The organism is Erysipelatoclostridium sp. AM42-17 (genome assembly GCF_003480255.1).
GTDB lineage: Bacteria > Bacillota_I > Bacilli_A > Erysipelotrichales > Coprobacillaceae > Faecalibacillus.
This window is the reverse complement of the sequence record NZ_QUIN01000003.1, coordinates 81,975-102,906: the sequence shown is the minus strand read 5'-3', so window position 1 is coordinate 102,906 and position 20,932 is coordinate 81,975. Positions and strand designations below refer to the sequence as shown.

Genomic DNA, 20,932 nt, shown 5'->3' with positions numbered 1-20,932 from the left:
AAGAAACTAATTATTTTTTTCAACCTTTAAAACAATAATACTCATATCATCTAAATGATGTAAGGTTAAAACTTCAGACATTAAGAGTGTTGCTGCTTCACTTGGATGTAACAAAGCAATCTCCTCTTTATTTCTTTCAAGTATATCAATAAATTCATTGCCAACCCCATCACTGACTAAGATAATGATATCATGAGGACATAATTTCATTTCATAGGACATCATTTTTAGTTTAGAAGCCATTCCCATAGGTAATGAACAGGCTTTGATGGTTTCTATTTTATGGTCTCTCATGACATAACTTTCAAAAGCACCATATTTAATCATTTTCAATTTAGCAGAAACTAAATCAAAATCACATAAATCAAGAGTCGTATACATATCTCCTTGATTTTTTATTTTTAATAAACTATTTAATGATCTTAAAGTATCTTTCAATTCAATTCCGTTTTTAATGAGCTTTGTAAAGATTTCTAAAGCTAAACGACTTTCTTTAGCCGCTTGTAAACCTTGTCCCATCCCATCAGATAAAACCATATAGAAATGTTGGTCATGATGGAATGAACAGTAACTATCTCCACAATCATTTTGATCTAATGAAAATTGTTGGTAACCATATTGAATATGAAATAATAATTGATGCTTTAATACAATAGAAGTATAACCTAGATAATGAGGATGATCATAAATAGAAAGAACTTCTAAAGAATGATTTAAAAAGTTTTCTAATATAGGAATGAGTTCTTCTTCAATAACACTCTTTTTAACATCTCTTAAACCTATTTCTAAAGTATAGGTCGATTGATCAATTTGATGTTTTTTTAAATAAACAATATCAAATTGATAAGCCTTTAGATGTTCAATAAGACTCTTTTCTAATTGTTGAGGAAGTCTTTGGATTGTTTTTGAAAAATCTGAAAAGACATGACTTATCATCGAAAATTCTTTAAATAAATCTTTCCTCATATGTCTATTGGCATTTTCAACTTTCATCATATTTTCATAACTACGACGATATCTTTTAATAGTTTCTTGATAATTGATGGGATCAACACAATACTTTTGAATATAATCTAAATCCTCTTGTTTAAATTCCTCTTTCATTCCTTTAGATAATAATTTACCTAAACGACTCACACCATCTTTAGAATAAAAACAATATTCACAAGATGAACAATGACTACAAACATCCTCATAAACATAACCTATATATTGTGATAAATAAGAATTTTTGGTGTTATCCATGAAAACGTCTGTGAGCTGCTGAAATAGTGCTGCAAATGAATCAGCCTTACTCATTAAACGATTTTGTTTTGTCATATCATGATAATCATCAGATACTATGATCTTTCTATTTTTAAATTGGGGTGTTAACACAAACAACCCCGCTGAAATAACAATAATTAACGTATAATATTGATACTGATAAGTAATAAAAAAAGGAAGAATAATATGACTTAATAAATAATAACCTGTAAAAATATATTTATTTTTAGGTTGATATAATAAATAAAAACTTAATGGCAAAATTAAAGCCAAGACATCATTTTGCATTTGTAAAGACATCAAGATTAATAGAATAGAAACATAAAAGATAGCTGGTACAATTGTTTGAATTGTTAGATAATAAATAGTGATCAATAAATAAAAACGAATCAGGATCATCATATACGCTACATTTAAAGGCATCAGACTCGTCATCATCGTTAAAACGATAATACTGATAATCATCAGTCGATCAGGTGTATAAACATCTGCTTTATTATGCATGATAATTGGTACCAGTTGTAAGTATAAATAACTATTCATGAGTGTCACTGATGAAATCACCCCTATTTGAATCCAAGTGTAATGAAAAACATATAAAAAAATAGCTGTAATCGCAGTTAAAACAAGTGGCATATACTTTGTTTTAAAGAAATGAAAATAACTCAACAAATAAAAAACAATAAGTCCTGTTAATGATATGTATTGCGTCATCATACTATTTTCTACAAATAACAAAGTCATCGCTAAAGCCACTAAATAGATAAAAACATATAAATACCCACTACTTAAAGCAACGAGTAGAATCGGTAAAACAAAACATACTGATGTATGATCGATCAGAATTAATGATAAGCCTAACGTTACTAAAAACAAACTGACGGGCATCATCATATTGGTTGTTTGTTTCTTACGTTTTGATATAATAAACTCCATTTTCCCCACCTCGGCTATATTATATAGGGGTGAAAATGCATAATTTGTCATTAAAAAGAGTAATGATAAAATCTTGAAGATTTCTTTAACCAACAACTAATTATTCACTGTTTTTTTTAAATTTAGTGAATTGTATAGAATACAACTCACTGGTTTTTAAAAAAACAGTGAGTTATTTACTACTTTATATCATAAAATCATATTTTTTGTCTCCAACTAAGTTTAATTATTTACTATTATTTCGCAACAACTCCATAATCACTTTACGACTTATATATTAATGAGAATCATACCATCTTTGATAATTCGCTCTCTAACAAAAAACAACAAATACACATGACATGTATCTGTTGCTTTTAATCATTGCTTACCATCCATATAATGACATTATTTTATATTATCATTTAAATCCTTAGCATAAAGTGCATCTTGAAAGAATTTTGATTGACTAATACGTTTAAACCCTAGTTTTTCTAATAAATGAATAGAACGCCTATTATCTTGATAAACACGACATAAACACCTTTTAAACTGATATGTTTCATACATATAATTTAAAATTGCTTTTACTGCTTCACTACCATATCCATAATGCCAATAATGGCTATCTAATGTATAACCTAATGAAAAGGTTGTATAGCCATCAACTTCTATATATAAATCACCAATTAAATAATGATCATATTTGGTATAGATACCTAATTGATAGTTTCCTACTTTATTAGTAAGTGGGTATTTTAAACATTGATTAATTCTTTTTTTTGCTTGATTATAAGAATAGCGATGCCATGATTGATATTTTGCAACTTCTTTTTTATCACGGTATTCACTAAATCTCTTGGCATCATCATAACTTAATGGTTCAATAATTAATCTATCTGTATTAATCATGATCTTTTAAATGATGGTAAATAAATAACATACGGTCTTTACCATTAATATCCTTAATTATTTCAAAAGGAACATCGCCAAAGAATTGATGAATTGCTTCTTCCATTAATTCTCTTTGATCAAATCCCATTTCAAAAGCTAATAATGCACGATCATTAAGTAATGGTTTTACTTCATTAAATATTTTACGATAGAAATATAAACCATCATTTCCTCCAAATAAAGCAACATGAGGTTCATTGTCTTTAACCATTGCTTCTATTTCTTGATCATTAGGAATATAAGGTGGATTAGAAACAAAGATATCTACCTTTTCATTTGTTTTTAATAAAGGTTCTAACATATCTCCACTTCTAAATTCAATATTTGCTCCTAACTTTTTAGCATTATGCTTAGCCACTGTTAAAGCATCATCAGAAATATCAGTAGCAATCACTTTTAAACGAGGTTCTTCCAGAGCCAAAGTAATCGCAATAGCCCCACTTCCAGTTCCCACATCACATAAATGAATATCTTGATAATCACTAAAGTAATCATCTATACGATATAAAATATTTTCTACTAATTCTTCTGTTTCATAACGAGGAATAAGAACATCTTCATTGACATCAAAATCTCTGCCAAAAAATGTTTCATATCCTTTAATATACTGAATTGGTTTTCCATTATAATATTCTTCCATTCCCGCAAGAAATTGTTTTTCCAATTCAGGATCAACTTCTTCATCCATCATTAAATAAAGTTCATGAGGCTCTTTTTTAGCTAAATGATAAAATAATACTTTAGCTACATTGACATCTTTATGTTCATCATCTAAATGACTTTCAGCTTCTTTAATAAGTTGTTTTACTGTTTTCATTATTTTTGTCCTTCTAATTTAAGTCTTTGATCTTCATTAATTAATGCAGTAATAATATCATCTAATTTACCATCCATAATACGATCTAATTGTTGAATAGTAAGACCGATACGATGATCAGTCACTCTGTTTTGAGGATAGTTATAAGTTCTAATCTTTTCAGCACGATCCCCAGTACCTACTTTACTTTTTCTTTCACTATCAATAGCTTCTGTTTGTTGAGATTGATAATAATCATAAACACGGGCAATTAATGTTTTCATTGCTTTATCTTTGTTGTCATGTTGACTACGACCATCTTGGCTGGCAGCAACAATACCGGTTGGTAAATGGGTAATACGGACTGCTGAATCAGTTTTATTGATATGTTGTCCTCCGGCACCACTTGCACGATAAGTATCAATTCTTAAATCATTTTTATTAATTTGAACATCAACTTCTTCCATTTCTGGCATAACAAGAACTGTTGCTGTAGAAGTATGGACACGACCTTGAGTTTCCGTCTTTGGCACACGTTGAACACGGTGTGAACCTGATTCGTATTTTAATTTACCATAAACATCATCACCAATAACATTAAATGAAATAAGTGAATATCCACCGGCTTCAGCTTCGTCTGCTTCTAAAACATCAATTTTCCATCCTTGGCTTTCACAGTATTTGACATACATACGGTATAAATCACCAGCAAAGATATTTCCTTCATCTCCACCAGCAGCACCACGAATTTCCATAATTACGTTTTTATTATCATTTGGATCTTTTGGAATTAACTCTACTTCTAATTTAGAAATAATTTCTGGCATTCTTGTTTCTAATTCTTCTAATTCCATTTTTGCCATTTCTTTGATTTCAGGATCATTTTCTTTAGCTAATTCTTTAGCTTCACTGATTCCTTGTTCTACTTTTTTATATTCTTGAAATAAATCATAGGCAGCTTGTAAAGAGGCTTGTTCTTTCGTTACTTCAGTCATTTTTTTAATATCACTACCAATATCAGGATCCATCAACATGTGTCCTAATTCTTCAAATCTATTTTCCATTGATTTCAATCTATCTAACATACTTTCATTCATAGCTTTTACCTCCATTATATTTTTATACTCATAGCACATTAATAATACATGAAATACATGATTTAAACAAGAAAAAATGGGCATTAATGCCCACTTGGAACTTTATCCAACATTTCTTTTTCTTTGACTAAATCAGCGTATAGTAAATCACCTTGTAAGATGAATAAGAAAACAAGTGCCCCAAAGATAGCCTGATCTTTAAAGTAATGACATAAAATTGTAGAGACTATCGCTCCAGCAATAAAACATAAAATCATACATAGATGTCTCATCGATCTAAATAAATATTTCTTTTCACTTCTTTTTCTTAACCAACGAACAAAAAAACTTCCTGTTTGTCTAATATGATTTGTAACAAAAGTTGTAGCCATTGGAATATGTTCTGCCTGTCTAAAAGTATTAAACTGCATTGCACAAATAAAGTTAATTGTTACTTGGAATACTTGATCAGGTACACTACTTGGTAAAAGTCCTAATATGACAACTGTGATAATTTCAATACCCACTAAAAGCGTATCCCATCTTAATTTACGATATTTCTTTATTTTTAATGCTGTATATTCTGAAAACATTGTTCCTATAAAGTAAGCACTAATAGGAATAATTAAATAAAGTGCCTGAGACCAATCCATTCTTCCTAATGCCATCCCAAATAAAACAATGTTGGCTGTTTGGGCATTGCAGAAGATACCCCCTTTTTGAGCAAAAGTATAAGCTCCAAAAAATCCACCTACTGTAATTAATAGTAAGAAACAATGCCATCTTTCACACTCAAGATAACTTTCCTCTTCCTCTTCAAGTTCTTCTTCAACTTCCTCAAGTTCATCCTCTAATTTTTCTACTTCATTTTCCTTTTCCATAAAATCACCGTCATTATTATAGTCTCATTCATATTTTGTTTCAATATGATAAAAGACACAAGTTAAACTTGTGCCTTTTTCATTTATGTTCTTAAGGGAGGTTTACTACTAACTTCACTTGTATCATAATATAGTTTTGTTAATTTATTGTGAACTTATGCTTCTTTTTTAGGTTTATGCGTCACTTCGTGACAATGACGACAACGTGGTTCATAGTAATCATTAGCTCCAACGAGAATAACAGGATCATCAAATGAAGCCGGTTCCCCATCAATAATTCTTTGAGTACGTGTTGCCGGAGCTCCACATTTGGCACAGACTGCTGTTAACTTGGTAACGAACTCTGCATGAGTTAACAACTCTGCCATGACCGGAAAAGCTTCACCCCTAAAGTCTGTGTCTAGTCCCGATACCATGACTCTAATGCCTTTATCCGCTAAATAATCACAAATATCTACTATTGAACGATCATAGAACTGAGCTTCATCAATAGCAACAACTTCTATATCTTCTTCAATCATTGGTAAAATTTCTTTAGCTTGTTCAACCACATAACAAGGAATTTTCATTCCTGAATGAGAGACGATTTCATGATCTGAATAACGATCATCTATTTTAGGTTTAAAAACAACCATTTTTTGTTTAGCATAACTTAATACATGTAGACGACGAATGAGTTCTTCCGTTTTACCAGCAAACATACATCCACATATCACTTCTAACCATCCTTTTTGATATTGATGATACATTGTTTCACCTCTAGCTTCTAATATCTTTAATACCCGGACCACTCTCTGGTGCGTTAATATCTGTTAAATTTGAAAAACGACTAAAGTTCTTTTGGAAAGATAAATTAACTTCACCGGTTGCCCCATTTCTATGTTTAGCAATAATAATCTCCGTTAAACCATTATCTTCTTGTCCTTGTTCTGCAGGATCTTTGTAATATCCCTCACGATAAATGAAAGAAACAATATCTGCATCCTGTTCGATAGCTCCAGATTCACGTAAATCCGACATCATTGGACGTTTATTAGGACGTTGTTCTACTGAACGTGATAACTGAGAAAGTGAAATGACAGGTACTTCTAATTCTCTGGCTAACATTTTAAGTTGACGAGAAATATCAGATACTTCTTGTTGTCTTGATTCTCTATTTTGTGAAGATCCGGTAATTAATTGTAGATAATCAATAACAATTAATTTTAATCCATGTTCCTGTTTTAACTTCCTACTCTTAGCAATAATTTCATTAATCTTAATACCTGGTGTATCATCAATGTATAAATTACACTTGCTGACATGTTCTGCTGCTGCATAGTATTTATTAGCATCTGTCTTTAAAATTTCACCGGTACGCATTTTTGAACCTTCAATACTTCCCATTGAACAAATAATTCTTTGTACTAACTGTTCAGCAGGCATTTCTAACGAGAAAATGGCCACTGGTTCTTCTGATTTATAGGCTACATTATGGGCAATATTAAGCGCAAATGCTGTTTTTCCCATCGCAGGTCGAGCTGCTAAGATAATTAAATCACCCTTTTGAAATCCTGATGTAATTCTATCTAAATCGACAAAGTTTGTTTTAACACCAGAAATATGTCCATCATGTTGTTGAAGTAAATTTAAACGATCGGTTACATTTTTAATAACTCTTTTGATATCAACAAATTCTCCGGCACTACGATCTCTTGTAATAGATAAAACTGTTTTTTCACTTTCATCAATAAAATCATCAATATTCGTTATATCGCCATAAGCTTCTTCAGCTATTTTAGTTGTTTCTCGAATGATTTTTCTTAATATAGCCTTATCATGTAATATTTTTAAATAAAAATCACTATGTTCTACCGTTGGTACCGAATCAACTAATTGGAGTAAATATTCGACTCCTCCCATTTTATCTAATTGATTATGATCTAATAAATAAGAAGTGATGGTTGTCACATCGATGGGTACATTTTGAGTATTTAATTCACTCATAGCATGAAAGATTAAACGATGTCCTTCTTCGTAAAAATCAGATTCAATCGCTTTATTTAAAATATCAATACATTTCTCTTTTGAAATAATCATTGAACCTAATAATGATCTTTCTGCTTCAATGTCATGAGGAAATTCTCTAGGCATCAAACCACCTCCTATTTTTCTTGTAAGTGAATTTTAATTGTAGCGACAACTCCTTTATATAATTCTACTTTCATATTTGTATAACCAAGCGCCCCTACTGGTCTAGCATCAATAAATTTTCTTTTATCAACACGAATACCATATTTTTCTCTTAATTCTTCAACAATGTGTTTAGTAGAAATACTACCAAATGTTTTTCCATCTTTTCCTGATTTTAAATAAAATTCTAAAGTTAATTTTTCAATTTCTTCTTTTAATTCTTCTGCTTTGGCTTTATCAGCTAAATCTTGTAATCTTTTTTCTTCTCTTTGCGCTTCAGCAATCTTTTTAGAACCTGCTGTTTCCATAACAGCTAAACCATTTTTAATTAAATAGTTTTGTCCATAACCATCAGATACTTTAACAGTTTCTCCTTTTTTTCCTACTTTTCTTACATCTTCTAATAAAATAACTTTCATTTAATCCAACTTCCTTTCATCTAAATACTGATTAATTGCTTCTTCTAAACTATTTAAAACATTCTTTAAATTATCTTCCTTGATTTGACAAGCAGCCATTGAAAAATGACCTCCACCACCAAGTTGTTCCATAATTATTTGAACATTTATTTCTTTTCTACTTCTAGCCGAAATGGCAATAGTTTCTTTACTTACTCTACCAACAATAAACACTGCTTTAATTCCTGCAATATTCATCAATTCATTACCTGCTTTAGCAAGTAATGTTCGACTATAAAATTCATCTTCTTTACCATAAGCAATAAGAATATCATTACCAAATTGATAACAGTTTTCACTAATAGAGAGCTTTTCAATCGTTGTTTTATAGTCATCTTGTAAAAATTCATAAGCTCTTGCTACATTGGCTTGCATATCTCTTAATGAGGCTGCTGCTAAAAATGTTCTTGACCCAACACGAGTTCTGAAATAATTCGTATCAATTAACATACCAGCGTACATAATCGTTGCTTCTCTTTCAGTTACCGTAATATCTTCTCTTAAATAATTGAATAATTCAACAATTAACTCCACTGCTGAAGAAGCCGCCGGTTCCAAATATGTCAATAATGGTAAATCAATAAACTCTTCACCTCGACGATGATGATCAATAACGACTTTATTTTCTACCATATCTAGTAAAGCTTCCGATATAGCTAGACTTGGTTTATGATTATCAACACTGATAAGTAATGTTCCCGGTTGAACATACTCATTTACTCTTGCTGGTGAAACAAACACATCATTATAACGCTTATCACTTTTTAATTCAGTCGCAATCTGTTTAGTTTTTTCTTCAATAGAATCTAAGTCAATCACAATTTGAGCTTTCTTTTCATAAGCTCTTGATATAGCAAGCATCGCTATACTGGCTCCAAAAGAATCAAAGTCTGATTGTTTATGTCCCATAATCATAATATTGTCTGCTTGTTTAATTAAAGCTGATAATGATTGTGCAATAACACGGGCACGAATACGATTGATTTTTTCATTACTTTCGCTATTACCTCCAAAGTAACGAATATCTTCATTGTTAGATTTAACAATAACTTGATCACCACCACGAGAGTAAGCCATGGAAATGGCACTGATTGCCATTTCTTCTAATTCACGAAGTACAGTTGATCCTCGACCAATTCCAATAGATAAAGCCATGACTTCACCTAATTCTTCTATTTTGTTTTTAAAATCATCTAATATTCTAAAATGATCTTCAATTTGTTTACGATAGATTCTTTCATTAAAGATAGCAATATAACCATCGCTTTTATACCTTTTTAAAATAATTCCATTAGCGACAGCCCAATCTAAAATAATTTGTCTTGTCGTTGATTGGATAGAGGCTGCTTTTTGTTCATCAGCATATTCAATAGATTCATCATAATTATCTATTGTTAAGTAAGCAACACATAATTGTTGATCTTCATATTCTTTAGCTACTGTTTCATAATCAGTCACATCTTTTAAGAATATCAGTCTTGATGTTTTACTGTTATAAGCCTCATATTTACGCGATTCAATGTCAATCACCTTTACATCATCATCATCAAATAAAGAAGCTAATAAAGGTTGCCATTCTAATAATTTATGTCCTATTTGACGAATACCTAATTCATGTAAAAGATCACTCATCCATACAATATTACGATTTTCATCATATTTAACTAAACCAACCCCACCAAATATAAGGGCATTTTTTGTTTCTTTATTTAAAGCTTCTTGGACACTATAATTTGCATCATTAATAACAGAAGAAGCGTATAAAATGACAAGAATACAAATCGTGTTCTTGATAAATACATAAACAGCCAAGAAAAAAGAAACTTCTGATTTAAAAAACAGATAACCTAATAATGAAAAAATAAATTCCAGTAATAATAGTGATATGAGTATCTTTCGTAACTGGATTAATTTTTTTACCATTAATAACTCCTCCTCTATTATTCATTATTATACATGATATCTTCGTATAATTCATTGTTTCAACTCTTTATTTTTGCAATTCTCACCATAAAAAAGTCAGAATACCACCTTATAATATAGCTTTCACTCCATATTAATGCCATCCCTAATAATACAAAGGCAACATGTGGTGAAATCACATTTTTAACAAAAGGAATAAAATGTAAAATATCTTGATAGATTTCTATACAATCTTGATAAGCATTTAAGCCCAGTAATCCCCCAAGCAAGATAAACACAATTCCATTTTTAATGGCAGATAATAAACGTAGACCCCAGTCAATATAACGATCACTCTTATGCTTTATTAAACCATAACCATAAAATATACCCAATAATAAAGTTAAAGTAGAATAAAATGTAAAATATAAATCTCCTACTAAAAATAAAATGACACCCGTACACAATGTCACTAACAATGCGTAACGATAATCGTATTTCACTGTATACCAAACAATAAAGACTACCATGACATACGAAAAAATAATATCAAACATCGTTCCTGTATAAACATTAACAACGCCCAACGCACCAAACAAGGACGCTACCATCGCTCCTTTGACCATCATATCTGTTTTTTTTCTATTCATATCATCACCTAGTTTTCATCATACAACTTTCATTTATTTTTGTATAGTTAATTTATATTTCCCTTTTTTGGATATTAAAAATGAAAGGCTATTGCCTTTCATAAATCGTTATTTTTGTTTTTCTTTAACCTGTTGCGTTTTTTTATTTTGCTTATCACTTTTTTGTTGTTTTTTATAAACTTCTAATACACTTTGTTTAACACAGTTAGCATATTCATTTGCTCCATCTGGTTTAATATGTGTTTCATCACTATATAACCATTCATTATGTCCTGTACAGTAACTATCCCAATCAACCAAATGAATATTTTTATATTTTTTACATATTGCTTTTATTTTTTGATTATTAGCGTCAATCCAATCAACATAAGGATCATGTAAAGTTAAAATAAATAAATGTTGATTGCTTTTAATTAGTTTTTGTAATTGATCTAGTTCATCGCTAATAGGTCCATTCGTTCCTAAAGCAAAAATAATAGCATCTCCTTGCCAATGATTCTGATTAATTTCATTTTGTATCATCTCTACCCCTTGTTGACATTGACGAGATTCCTTGCAATCAAAACGACCATTAGGAAATACATTCTGTAAAGCAGATTGAGCTCCCAAAGATACTGAATCTCCTACCATAAAGATATTTAATCTATTTAATATCTCTTCATCTGTTTCTTGATTTGTTACTTCTGTTTTTGGTTGAACAACTTTTTTCTTTTTTTCTTTGACTTTTGCTTCTATACTCATACGTTCTGACATACTTTCTTTAGGTACAAAACGTACTGAAACAATACTCACAACAAATAGAGAAACAACAAGGCATGCGATTGAAAATTGTTTTTTTGTCTTATTCGATGCAAATACAGTATGTTCTTTCATTGCTTGTAATACCTTTGAAAATAAATGGTAACGAATTGGTGTTTCAATAATGTAATAAGAAAAACTAGCCATTACAAAAGTAAGAACAACTTCTAAAATCATCATTCCTACAGATGCTTTTTTACCACCTGTTAATAAAATAATAAGTGGATAATGCCATAAATAGATACTATATGATAGTTTTCCAATCCATTCTAATATTGGTAATGAAAAAATATAAGTAAGCCATCCTTTTTGTTTTAATATTCCCGCAATAACAAAGGCTGTTAAAACAGAAGCAAGTAAATACCCACCTTTATATAGGAAAGCTTCATAACCTGCTACTTGGGCTACCATAATAAAGATACCTAACAATGAAGCAATACTGATGATTGTACTAAATTGGTAACTCAATCTAAGACGTGGATAATAAAAGTGGATCATCGCAAGCATTGCCCCTACCAATAGTGAGAATGCTCTCGTATCTAGCCCATAATAAATACGAGTTGGATCCCCTGTTGGATCAAATAAAATAAACATCAATAACGATGATACAATAATCAACAGTAATGTTACCAGCATTAAGTGTTTTTTCTTTTTGGCATCCGGTTCATTTAATTTACTAAATAAAACAATTACCAATGGGAAAATTAAATAAAATTGTGTTTCTATCGCCAAAGACCAACAATGAAGTAATGGTGAGGCTGCTCCTCCTTGATCAAAATACGACATATTATTAAATATTTGATACCAGTTATTAAAACCAAAAATAACCGAAACAAAATCTTTACTTGCTTTTGTAAAAAGTGGGCGATTAAATATCGCTGTAACAATAATCACAACTGATACCATAAACAACATTGCCGGCCAAATTCGTCTTATACGCTTGACCCAAAATCTTTTTAAATCTATTTTATTATTTTCATGTAATTCCTGTAGTAATAGACGAGTAATCAAGAAGCCAGAAATGACAAAAAAGACAGTAACCCCTAAAACACCACCCTTAAAAAAAGGTAGTTTTAAATGATATCCTATAACCATAATTACTGCAAGGGCCCTAAGTCCATCTAATCCTTTAATATATTTCTTTTCCATAATTTTACCTCATCCTCAAATAACATCTATATTATAACAAAATTAACAAAATAATCACATGATAATACTTATAAAAAATACCTTAGGTTTTCACCCAAGGTATCTGCTTAATATTCTTTTTTATTAAATATCTTGATACTGATTTGATAAGAAATAAAGTTTAAAATAGCTGTTATCACAACAATTCCTAAAGTAATAAACGGAATTGAACTGCTTGCTATCGTATCAATCCATGCCTTTAAATCTATTCCCAATAAATTAAAGATGAAATAGATGATAAATCCCATAACAAAGATTCCGCCAAAAATAACCATCATTGCTAGTTGTCCTTTTTGTGATCCAAAATAGATAGCAACAGGTGTAGCTAATGCAATAATAAAATAAGCAAACATCAATGACATAATACAACCACAAAATAAATCACTATTTAAAAATTGGAAAGAATGTAAACTTCTATAATATGATAAACATGAAATGATAAAGGCAATAGCTAAAAACAATAATCCTAGAATTAAACCTAAACAATACTTTTGTTTAATATATTCCTTTTTACTAATAGGTAAAGAGAGTAATGAGGTAAAACCATGATTATAATCATCATAATTGATAGTGCTCATTAACATAATGCTAGGAAATACACTAAAATATCCATATACAAAAGTATGATAATCGTATATAAATGAAAAACCTAAACCAAATATAATTAAGAAAAGAAATAAAAATTTACTTTGTTTAATATAAGAATAATCTTTAATAAATAACCCTTTCATTTTAATGTCCCCCTAACATCATTGAAAATAGAATATCTAATGTATTTTTTTCAATAACGATATCCGGATAATTCTCTTTGTAGAACTGTTTATGATTGCTAAGACAAGCATATCCGTAATTTTCTTCTTTTGTTTTCAAAATATATTCTAAATCTAAATCTTGATATTGTTCTTTAGTGACTTTTAATAATCCATATTCATCTAATAAACAATCATTTGTTTCATGTAAAATAATATGTCCTTGATCGATCATATAAATATCATCACATAAGCTTTCCAAGTCAGAAGAAATATGTGAGCTTATAAGTACACATCTCTCTTCATCTTCTTCCATAAACGTCCTGATTAAATCTAAAATTTCTTCTCTAGCGACAACATCTAACCCTGCAGTAGGTTCATCTAACAATAATAATTTAGCTTCGTGACTTAAAGCAATTAAGATATTTAATTTAGCTTTCATCCCGGTTGAAAATTCATTAATCTTTTTATCAAAAGGTAAATGATGTGCTTTGCATTGTTCAATAAAGTGATCTAAATGGAAATGATCATAAACTGCATTAAGCATTTGAATTAATTCCCTTAACTTTAAATATTCACATATACATGTATTTGATAAAACAAAACCTACTTGATTCTTGTCTAATTCTTGATGATCTTTTCCAAATATCAATATTTTTCCTTTTTCTACATGAATCAAATCCATGATAGCTTTAAATAAAGTAGTTTTCCCTGCTCCATTTTGTCCTAATAAGCCAGTAATCGTGCCTGGTTGTATCGCTAATGAACAATCTAATGTAAAATCCTTATATGTCTTTTTTATACCATCAATTTCTATCATTTTTTTCCTCCATCAATAAATCAAAGATATCATGAAGTTCATCATCTCCAACACCTGCATGATGTGCTTTTTCAATTGCTTTTTCTAATAAATTTTCAATTTCTTTCTTCACTTCTTCTAAGATTATTTCTTTGTTTGTATCTAAAACAAATGTTCCTTTGCCATGAATCGTTTTTGTTAGTCCTTCTTCTTCTAAAAAATCGTATGCTTTTTTAACTGTTAAAGCACTAATCTTTAGTTCTTTTGAAAGTGCTCTAACTGAAGGTAAAGCATCATTTGCCTTTAATTCATTTTGACTAATTAGTTTTTTTATTTGATCTACTATTTGTTCGTAGATTGGAACCATAGATGAGTTATTGATAATAATGCGCATAGTTTTTCTCCTCCATCCACAAACAGTATATAACAGTATATAACAGTTTGTCAATTATCTTTTTAAATATAAAAAAAACCAGATTTAATCTGGCTTTAACTTTCTTCAATAACACCCATTAATTCTAATAAACGATTTAAATCATCAGTGTCTGTATATTTAATTGTAATGGATTTATCATCTACTTTAATGCGTGTACGATATTTCTTACGTAATAATCCTTCTACATATTCATATTCTTTAGGTTTTTCTACCTTAGTTTTTTCTTTACGTGCTTTTTGTAATTCTATTCCTTTAACAATGTTTTCTACTTCTCTTACTGTAAGTTTTTCATCAATTGCTCTTTTAGCGATGCTTAAAGCTTTATCTTTATCTAAAGTAATCAGCGCACGAGCATGACCCATTGTTAGCATTCCCTGTAAAACATATTCTTGAATCTTTTCAGGTAGATTTAATAAACGTAAAGTATTTGTGATATATGTTCTTGATTTACCAATACGTTTTGCTAATTCTGCTTGCGTTATTTCAAAGCGATCCATCATTGTTTGATAAGCTTGGGCTTCTTCAATAGCATTTAAATCTTCTCTTTGAATATTTTCTAGCAAGGCAATTTCCATCATTTGATCATCTGTAAAATCTACAATGATGGCAGGAACTTCTTCTAATCCAGCAATTTTAGCTGCACGACAACGTCTTTCACCAGCTACAATTTCATAGCCATGAATTGATTTTTTTAAGATAACTGGTTGAAAAATACCATGTTCTTTAATAGAAACAGCTAATTCATTTAATGCTTCTTCATTAAATAGTTTACGTGGTTGATATGGATTAGGTCTAATTTGTTCTAAAGATATCTTTTCTTGACTTGATTCTGGAGCGTTTTTTTCAATATCATCAATAATACTGGTAATATCGCCACCAAAAATAGCATCTAATCCTTTATTTAATTTTTTATTCTTAACCGTTTTCTTTGTATTAGACATTTCTACTAATCACTTCCTTTGCTAGGGCACGATAAGCTTTAGCTCCCTCAGAATTATTATCATAATCAAAGATTGATACACCTGAACTTGGTGCTTCTGATAATTTAACATTACGAGGAATCACTGTTTTATAAACTTTTTCTTTAAAGTATTTACGTACTTCTTGAGAAACTTCTAATCCTAAATTTGTTCTTTGATCAAGCATAGTAAGTAATACGCCCTCAATTGTTAATTTACGATTAAATGTTCCTTGTGTTAATAAAATTGTATTTAATAATTGTGTTAATCCTTCCAAAGCATAATATTCGCATTGAACTGGAATTAGCACTGAATCACATGCTGTTAAAGCATTCGTATTTAATAATCCTAAAGCTGGTGGACAATCAATAATGACAAAATCATAACTATCCTTAATGTTATCCAAAGCTTTCTTTAATCTTTTTTCTCTACCACGTTTTACATTAGCCAATTCTAAATCAGCACCTGCTAAATCAATATCAGCCGGAGCAACATCTAGCCCTTTAATATATGAAGGAATAATCACTTCGCTTAAATCTCTTTCTTCAGTTAAAACATGATATGTTGATAATTCAATATGATCACGATCAATACCAATACCTTGTGAAGCATTAGCTTGAGGATCCATATCGATTAATAATACTTTTAATTTTTTCTTTGCTAGGGCAGCAGCTAAGTTAACACTTGTTGTTGTTTTTCCTACGCCACCTTTTTGATTTGTTATTGCGATTACTCTAGACATTTTCATGCACTCCCATCTTATGTCCTATACTCTCTCCTAAACGCACTTTTGTTTCAATCATGTCTTTTGAACGATCAATGATGTCTTGATCAATCATAACTTGATTTTCTTTAAATATTAAAACAACAGTTGAACCACCGAATTTGAAATATCCTTTTTCATGACCTTTGGTTGCTAAGTGATGATGATAATTAACAATCTTTCCTACCATCATTGCTCCTACTTCCATTTGAATCATTTCACCAAAATTCTTTGATTCAATAATGCTATATTCTCTACTATTTGTTTTATAAATTGGATAATAATCATTAGCGATTGGATTGACAGTATGAAATACGCCTTTAATATGCTTTCTTGCTTTAATAACTCCATCATCAACATAACTATATCGATGATAATCATCTACTGCTAAACGAAAAACAAGACATATCCCATTTTCATATTCTTTAGCTAATTTTTCATCCTGTAATAAATCACTTAAAGAATAAGGTGTATCTTTAATTGTAAAACAACTATCTTTTCTTATTTGATAATAAGATACTTTACTATCGGCTGGCGCCATTAATATTTCATCATCTTGTTCAAAGGGTCTTTGTCCAGGTTTAATTCTTCTTGTAAAGAAATCATTATAACTTTTATATTTCTTATCAACATATTGACTCATATCAATGTGATTATTTTTAATAAACGAATCAATATGGACAGTTGATATACAACTTGACATATATAAACCAGCCAAATCACTTACTGGCTTACAAATCAAGAACTTTAAGGCACATCTTCCAAGCGATGTGCCATATAATATCTTTAATAAGTTATCTTGTTTCTTTCCTTGTTGAACTAAATTCCCTTGACGATCTTTAACTAAAACCATACGATTTGGATTAATTCTACAACTACAAGTACGCCTAATGCAGCAATACCTTTAGCTTGAACTTTTGGTACTTTAAAATCAATAATGAATAATAAACCAGTAATTAACATTAAAGTCCCATATAAATAATCAAGGCCAAAAATCACATAACGAAATGCGAATGCTAATGGCAAAATGAAAGATGATGATGTAACAGGTAATCCCTGATAGTATTTTCTTTTCTCTGTTGTTTGTTGTTGTCTTGTTTCTTCAGTAACATTAAAATAGGCTAAACGGATGACAGCAGCTAATACATAAAATATTTCAATAGCTAACCATCCCACTGAAGATAATCCTACATTATATCCTAATATTGCTGGAAATACCCCAAAGGCAACTAAATCACATAATGAATCAATTTGAATACCAAATTTTTTTTCTTCTTCTGTACGATTCTTTTTACTACGTGCTACCATTCCATCAAAAGTATCACAGATACCACACATAATTAAACAAATAAAAGCCCATTGGTAATATCCGTTAAATGATAAATGGATTCCAGCCATGGCAAAAACCAATGACAAATATGTAAGGATTACAGTATAACTATAAAAACCAATCATATTTTTTCTCCCTTTTTTATATAACGCACACATTATATCATAAATATATTAAATTATATAGATTATTTCACTATTTTACTTTTTCTCCTCATTCTATAAAACAAGGAAATAATCATCGATTATTTCCTGTAAAAATCTTTTCCTTGATATAAAATCACTTCTTTTTGTTTCAATGTTTCTTTTAAATCAATTAATCTTTGATTAGAAGATCCTCTAAATCTTAATGAAATATCTTTTAAATCTTGTACAAATGGTCCATCAACCAAAACATCAACATAACTTAAGATTTCATCTGTAATCTCTCTATGAGCTCTACCGCCAGGTAATAAATCATCTAAAATATAACCACTATATACCCAAATATCCTTGTCTGGTAGTTCATTTTTTACTCTTTGTAATAATGGTAAAATTCCTTCTTGGTTATCTAAATCCATAGGTTCTCCGCCAAGTAAAGTCAATCCTTCAACATGACTTGGTTTTAAAGCATCCATAATTTCTTGAATCGTATCTTCATTAAATACTTGTCCATAATGAAAATCCCATGCTTCTTCATTAAAACATCCTAAACAATGATGCCGACATCCAGAGACAAATAAAGAAACCCTGACTCCTGTACCATTTGCAATATCACATTTTTTTATTGTTGCATAGTTCATCCTATTTCCCTCTTTCACTTTGTTCAATACATTCTTTAATAAGTTTTTCTTGACCAATAATTTGCCCTTGAACAATATCTTTCCCGCCACCTTTTACTTCAAAAGAGACTTTTAATAGTTGTAAAGTCGTATGAGCCATCTCACCTAACATCATAAAACGATATTGATCTTGACTTCCTACAAATACAGCAGCTAATTTATCGCTATATATACTTAATTGATTTAAATAATATTGTTGTAATGAACGGTCTAGTTCATCAATAAAAACAATATGAGTAGTTTTATGATAAAGTAATTGAATTTGATTATCAATCATTTGCTTTTTTAATGATGATATTTCTTGTTTTAATTGGTTATTTTCTTGAATAATACGTTCAATTCCTGTTGTTAATTGTAAAGGTGGTAATGAAAGTTGCTTAGAAATGTACATAGCCTGATCATGTTTAAGAAGATAATCTTGGTATGCACGATGACCACAAACAAAATAAATTCTTATACCTTTTTTATTTTTGATTACTTTAAGTATTTTAATGATACCAATTTCACTTGTTGAATGAACATGGGGCGCACAACAGGCACAACAATCAATTCCTTCGATTTCAACAAGACGAATCGCTTCATTAATTTCTTTTTTACTACGATAATCATAATCACCAGGACAATCAGGATAAAAGCAATGAATAGTATGATTTTCCAAAATAACTTGATTTGCCATTTGTTCAACAGTAGCTAATTGTTCATGACTAAGATAACCATTATAATCTGTTGTAATTTCATGGTCACTTAAATGAAAACCATTATTATCATAACCAAATAATGATTTTACTATCCCAGATATAATATGTTCACCACTATGATTTTGCATATTTGAATAACGATAAGCAAAATCTATCTTACCCTTTACTTTTCCAGTTAGTGGTTTTTCAACGTAGTGATGTATTTCTTGATCGATAATTTGAACATCTTTTACTTCTATATCATTTAATGTTCCTCGATCACATGTTTGTCCTCCTTCTTCAGGAAAAAACAAAGTTTGATCCAGTAATACATCGTATCCCTTTTGACATGGATTACAACTGACTACTTCAGCTGTAAATTCACTTTGATAAGCATTTTCATCATATAATTTCTTTGTCATTTTATCCCATCCATTCTATATAAAAAAAGAGATAAAATCTCTTTTTTATATTCCATTTTCATTAAAGACAAATTATCTATTTTTTAAATAAATTCTTCACCATTACATTTTAATGACAAACATATTAAAATTCAAGTATCTCTCATTTTATTGCATATCTTTTACTTCTATAGGTGTATATTGGATATTAAGTTTATTAAACAACGCTTGGACTTTATCAACTGTATACGTTGAACATCGACCATCCATTTGATAAACTACTGTTCCTACTTTAATGTAAAAAAGGACCAAATCCAATTCACCGCTTCTTGCGATTGTAATTTTTCCATTAGAAAATGAATATTCTTTTCTAAAATCATTAACACCAGTATCTCCATGTTTTAATTGATTATATTTTTCATTTGCATAATCGTCATTTATCATGTAATAAACAGTGTAATCAAATCCATAAGCACTGTCATATTCGCTACTTGCTGTAATCATTGATTTTAAAACGCCTTTTTTCCCTTCTTTACCATTATCTTCAAGAATTTGGAAACCATAAGGAAATTTTCCATTTGGTCCAAATTCTGCTTGTAGTTCCCTGTAATAAGAACTATTTTCATCTAATTCAGCATCTTCAGGGTTTAAAGTAGTCCATAAATCATTAGCAACTGTAGCTGATTCTTCATATTGTTTAATAGCCTCTTTTTCAACAGTTTTACTTTTAAATGGATTCCATCCTCCTCTAATAAGGATAATTGCCAAACAAGCAATAACAACTATTCCAAGAATCATCAAAACGGTTTTCTTATTACTATGTTTCTTCTCTTTTTTCGATGTCTCGTTAGCAGTTTCATCTACTACTTCATCTTTAATATCTTTATTTTTAATACTCACAATTCTATTCCTCATCTTTCAAAATTATTTTTTTAAATATCG

General features: G+C 29.8%; 21 protein-coding genes. All 21 read right to left on the bottom strand.

Translation table 11 applies throughout. The features are described 5' to 3' along the window. Positions 1–6 precede the first annotated feature (6 nt). Positions 7–2,202 carry a SpoIIE family protein phosphatase gene (locus DW911_RS02550; RefSeq protein ID WP_158568185.1) on the bottom strand — a complete coding sequence of 732 codons (2,196 nt, stop codon included), beginning with the start codon at positions 2,200–2,202 and terminating at the stop codon, positions 7–9. A gap of 387 nt (positions 2,203–2,589) precedes the next feature. After that, a complete protein-coding gene (locus DW911_RS02545) occupies positions 2,590–3,093 on the bottom strand; it encodes a GNAT family N-acetyltransferase (protein ID WP_233541845.1) in 504 nt (167 codons plus the stop codon). Beyond that, the gene (gene prmC / locus DW911_RS02540; RefSeq protein ID WP_118432661.1) at positions 3,086–3,952 is read right to left on the bottom strand and encodes a peptide chain release factor N(5)-glutamine methyltransferase; all 867 of its coding nucleotides are present in this window, start codon (positions 3,950–3,952) and stop codon (positions 3,086–3,088) included. Before prmC ends, DW911_RS02545 begins: the two co-directional genes overlap by 8 nt. Next, positions 3,952–5,028 carry a peptide chain release factor 1 gene (gene prfA, locus DW911_RS02535; protein ID WP_118432673.1) on the bottom strand — a complete coding sequence of 359 codons (1,077 nt, stop codon included), beginning with the start codon at positions 5,026–5,028 and terminating at the stop codon, positions 3,952–3,954. The genes prmC and prfA overlap by 1 nt, the downstream gene beginning before the upstream one ends. 83 nt (positions 5,029–5,111) lie before the next feature. Beyond that, entirely contained in the window at positions 5,112–5,888 is a 777-nt protein-coding gene (locus DW911_RS02530; protein ID WP_118432660.1) for a YoaK family protein, read from the bottom strand. 155 nt (positions 5,889–6,043) lie between these two features. Continuing rightward, entirely contained in the window at positions 6,044–6,637 is a 594-nt protein-coding gene (locus DW911_RS02525) for a thymidine kinase (RefSeq protein ID WP_118607426.1), read from the bottom strand. Positions 6,638–6,647: 10 nt separating this feature from the next. Next, entirely contained in the window at positions 6,648–8,021 is a 1,374-nt protein-coding gene (gene dnaB / locus DW911_RS02520) for a replicative DNA helicase (RefSeq protein WP_369831768.1), read from the bottom strand. Positions 8,022–8,032: 11 nt separating this feature from the next. Beyond that, positions 8,033–8,479, bottom strand: coding sequence for a 50S ribosomal protein L9 (rplI, locus tag DW911_RS02515; RefSeq protein ID WP_118432657.1), 447 nt, complete (start codon positions 8,477–8,479; stop codon positions 8,033–8,035). After that, complete coding sequence (locus tag DW911_RS02510; protein WP_118607425.1) at positions 8,480–10,441, bottom strand: DHH family phosphoesterase; 1,962 nt, start codon at positions 10,439–10,441, stop codon at positions 8,480–8,482. 59 nt (positions 10,442–10,500) lie between these two features. Beyond that, positions 10,501–11,070, bottom strand: coding sequence for a DUF2232 domain-containing protein (locus tag DW911_RS02505; RefSeq protein ID WP_118607424.1), 570 nt, complete (start codon positions 11,068–11,070; stop codon positions 10,501–10,503). A gap of 108 nt (positions 11,071–11,178) precedes the next feature. Further along, the gene (locus DW911_RS02500) at positions 11,179–13,017 is read right to left on the bottom strand and encodes an acyltransferase family protein (RefSeq protein ID WP_118432654.1); all 1,839 of its coding nucleotides are present in this window, start codon (positions 13,015–13,017) and stop codon (positions 11,179–11,181) included. A gap of 107 nt (positions 13,018–13,124) precedes the next feature. Further along, positions 13,125–13,787, bottom strand: coding sequence for an ABC-2 transporter permease (locus tag DW911_RS02495; protein ID WP_118432653.1), 663 nt, complete (start codon positions 13,785–13,787; stop codon positions 13,125–13,127). A gap of 1 nt (position 13,788) precedes the next feature. Next, complete coding sequence (locus tag DW911_RS02490) at positions 13,789–14,625, bottom strand: ABC transporter ATP-binding protein (protein ID WP_118607423.1); 837 nt, start codon at positions 14,623–14,625, stop codon at positions 13,789–13,791. Beyond that, positions 14,612–14,998, bottom strand: coding sequence for a GntR family transcriptional regulator (locus DW911_RS02485; RefSeq protein WP_118607422.1), 387 nt, complete (start codon positions 14,996–14,998; stop codon positions 14,612–14,614). Before DW911_RS02485 ends, DW911_RS02490 begins: the two co-directional genes overlap by 14 nt. Before the next feature lie 95 nt (positions 14,999–15,093). Continuing rightward, on the bottom strand, positions 15,094–15,981 hold the full coding sequence (locus tag DW911_RS02480) for a ParB/RepB/Spo0J family partition protein (protein WP_118432650.1): 888 nt from the start codon (positions 15,979–15,981) through the stop codon (positions 15,094–15,096). After that, positions 15,974–16,741 (bottom strand): ParA family protein, encoded by a 768-nt coding sequence (locus DW911_RS02475; protein WP_118432672.1) that lies wholly within the window; start codon positions 16,739–16,741, stop codon positions 15,974–15,976. Before DW911_RS02475 ends, DW911_RS02480 begins: the two co-directional genes overlap by 8 nt. Beyond that, entirely contained in the window at positions 16,734–17,615 is an 882-nt protein-coding gene (locus tag DW911_RS02470; protein WP_118432649.1) for a phosphatidylserine decarboxylase, read from the bottom strand. Before DW911_RS02470 ends, DW911_RS02475 begins: the two co-directional genes overlap by 8 nt. Next, positions 17,606–18,217: a CDP-alcohol phosphatidyltransferase family protein gene (locus tag DW911_RS02465; protein WP_118432648.1), complete on the bottom strand. Its 612-nt coding sequence runs from the start codon at positions 18,215–18,217 to the stop codon at positions 17,606–17,608. Before DW911_RS02465 ends, DW911_RS02470 begins: the two co-directional genes overlap by 10 nt. A gap of 119 nt (positions 18,218–18,336) precedes the next feature. Continuing rightward, a complete protein-coding gene (gene nrdG / locus DW911_RS02460; protein ID WP_118432647.1) occupies positions 18,337–18,873 on the bottom strand; it encodes an anaerobic ribonucleoside-triphosphate reductase activating protein in 537 nt (178 codons plus the stop codon). 1 nt (position 18,874) lies between these two features. Continuing rightward, a complete protein-coding gene (locus tag DW911_RS02455; RefSeq protein WP_118607421.1) occupies positions 18,875–20,011 on the bottom strand; it encodes an alanyl-tRNA editing protein in 1,137 nt (378 codons plus the stop codon). 147 nt (positions 20,012–20,158) lie between these two features. Continuing rightward, positions 20,159–20,890: a hypothetical protein gene (locus tag DW911_RS02450; protein ID WP_118607420.1), complete on the bottom strand. Its 732-nt coding sequence runs from the start codon at positions 20,888–20,890 to the stop codon at positions 20,159–20,161. Positions 20,891–20,932: the final 42 nt, after the last annotated feature.